Annotated in this window: 3 protein-coding genes; all 3 read left to right on the top strand. The window is 61.5% G+C overall.

The genetic code is table 11. The annotated features are described in order from the left end of the window. Positions 1–790 (top strand): HAMP domain-containing sensor histidine kinase (locus tag A2I95_RS33910; RefSeq protein ID WP_291736872.1); only part of this gene is annotated, 790 nt, incomplete at its 5' end. A 5-nt stretch (positions 791–795) separates the two neighbouring features. Then, the gene (locus A2I95_RS33915) at positions 796–1233 is read left to right on the top strand and encodes an HPr kinase/phosphorylase (protein WP_027257309.1); all 438 of its coding nucleotides are present in this window, start codon (positions 796–798) and stop codon (positions 1231–1233) included. Further along, positions 1226–1994 (top strand): RNase adapter RapZ (gene rapZ, locus A2I95_RS33920; RefSeq protein ID WP_291736874.1); only part of this gene is annotated, 769 nt, incomplete at its 3' end. The genes A2I95_RS33915 and rapZ, both read left to right, overlap by 8 nt.

Below are 1994 nucleotides of genomic sequence, written 5' to 3' on the forward strand. Positions count from 1 at the left end.
GATCCGGATTCCGGATCTGTCTGCCCGGCCGGACGAAATCGGACGGCTGAGCCGCGCACTGCGCGGCATGGTCAAGGCGCTTTATTCCCGGATCGACAGCAACGAACAGTTTGCAGCCGACGTGGCGCATGAAATCAAAAACCCCTTGGCCAGCCTGCAGTCGGCGGTCGGCACCTTGCGTATGGTTCACCGTGATGACCAGCGTGAGAAGCTGATGGAAGTGATTGAACACGATGTCCGCCGCCTGGACCGGCTGGTCAGCGACATCTCCAACGCGTCGCGGCTGGATGCCGAGCTGGTCAAGGAGGAAGAAGAAGACTTCGATCTGCTGGCCATGCTGGGCAACCTCAACCAGTACTTGGGGGAAGACGCCCGCGCCAAAGGGATCGACTACATCACCGACCTGCCGGCCCAGCCCATTCAGTTGCAGGGCCTTGAGGCACGGTTGGCGCAGGTTTTTGTCAATCTGATCACCAATGCGATCTCGTTCTGCGAGGAGGGCGACGCCATACGCGTATGGGCTCGGCGCCGTGCAAACCGGGTGCTGATTGTGGTCGAAGATACTGGTCCAGGCATTCCGGATCAGGCCTTGTCGAAGATTTTCAAACGCTTCTATTCGCAGCGCCCGGTGGAGCATTTCGGTAACAATTCAGGACTCGGGCTGGCAATTTCGAAGCAGATTGTCGAGGCGCACGGCGGCGTGGTTTGGGCTGAAAACATCCGCCCGACAGAAGCCGACGTCACCTCTGAACCTTTGGGTGCGCGGTTTGTAGTTGGTCTGCCGGTATAATAACCATGTCTGATACCGAAAGCCTCATCCTGCATGCCTCCTGTGTCGCGTTGGAGGGACGGGGGCTTTTGATCACTGGCACTTCCGGGCAAGGCAAGTCCGCGCTGGCACTGCAACTGCTGGCTTTTGGCGCGCAACTGGTGGCGGACGACCGGGTGTTGCTGCAACTCTTGGACGGGCAGGTTGTGGCCAGCGCGCCAGAGCCGATCCGCGGACTGATCGAGGCGCGGTTCATGGGCCTGCTGCATGCGCAGATCCGCAGCCCTGTACCGGTTGCTGCACTGGTGGACTTGGATGAGGCTGAAATCGAACGCCTGCCGGTGCGGCACAGCACGCAGTTGCTGGGGCAGGAGGTGCTTCGGGTCAAGCGCGTGAACGGTGCGCATTTCGCTCCGGCGCTGATGCAGTATCTCAGATGCGGAGCTTTGGACCCCGATGCCTGAGGCGGAGAAAAAGGCGGTTCCGGCGGTGCTGGTCACCGGTCCCTCAGGGGCGGGCCGGACCACAGCGATCAACGTGCTTGAAGATCTTGGCTTTGAGGCGATCGACAACCTGCCGCTGCGGCTGCTGCCGGGGCTCATTGATGCCGCCGCGGCTCCGCGGCCGATGGCCTTGGGGCTGGACAGCCGAAACCGGGATTTCTCGCCGCGGGCGCTGCTGGATGTGATCGATATGCTGTCCGGCCGCCGCGAGGTGGAGCTGACGGTGCTGTACCTTGATTCGCAAGCTGACGTGCTGCTGCGGCGCTATTCCGAGACGCGCCGCCGCCATCCGCTGGCACCCGCGGAATCTCCGGGCGAAGGAGTGCGCCGCGAGCTGGATCTGATGGCACCGATCCGCGACCGGGCTGATATCCTGCTGGAAACTTCGGATATGAATGTGCACCAGTTGAAGGCAGAGATCGAACGCTGGTTTGCCCCTGAAGGCCGCACGCTGGCACTGTCGGTGCAAAGCTTCTCTTACAAACGCGGCATGCCGCACGGCATTGACATGGTGTTTGATTGCCGCTTCCTGGCCAATCCTTATTGGCAGCCCGAATTGCGTCAATGCAACGGCATTGACCAGGCTGTGCAGGACTATGTGCGGGCCGACGGCAGGTTCACCCCTTTCTTCACCCGGGTGCTGGACCTCACCCGTCTGCTGTTGCCGGCTTACCAGGAAGAGGGGAAATCGCATTTTTCCATCGCCTTCGGCTGCACCGGCG

The organism is Leisingera sp. F5, from assembly GCF_001593695.1.

What these genes read in the sequence shown, in the direction of transcription:
- A2I95_RS33915 (WP_027257309.1), top strand. Translation starts at nt 796, where the DNA reads ATGTCTGATACCGAAAGCCTCATCCTGCATGCCTCCTGTGTCGCGTTG.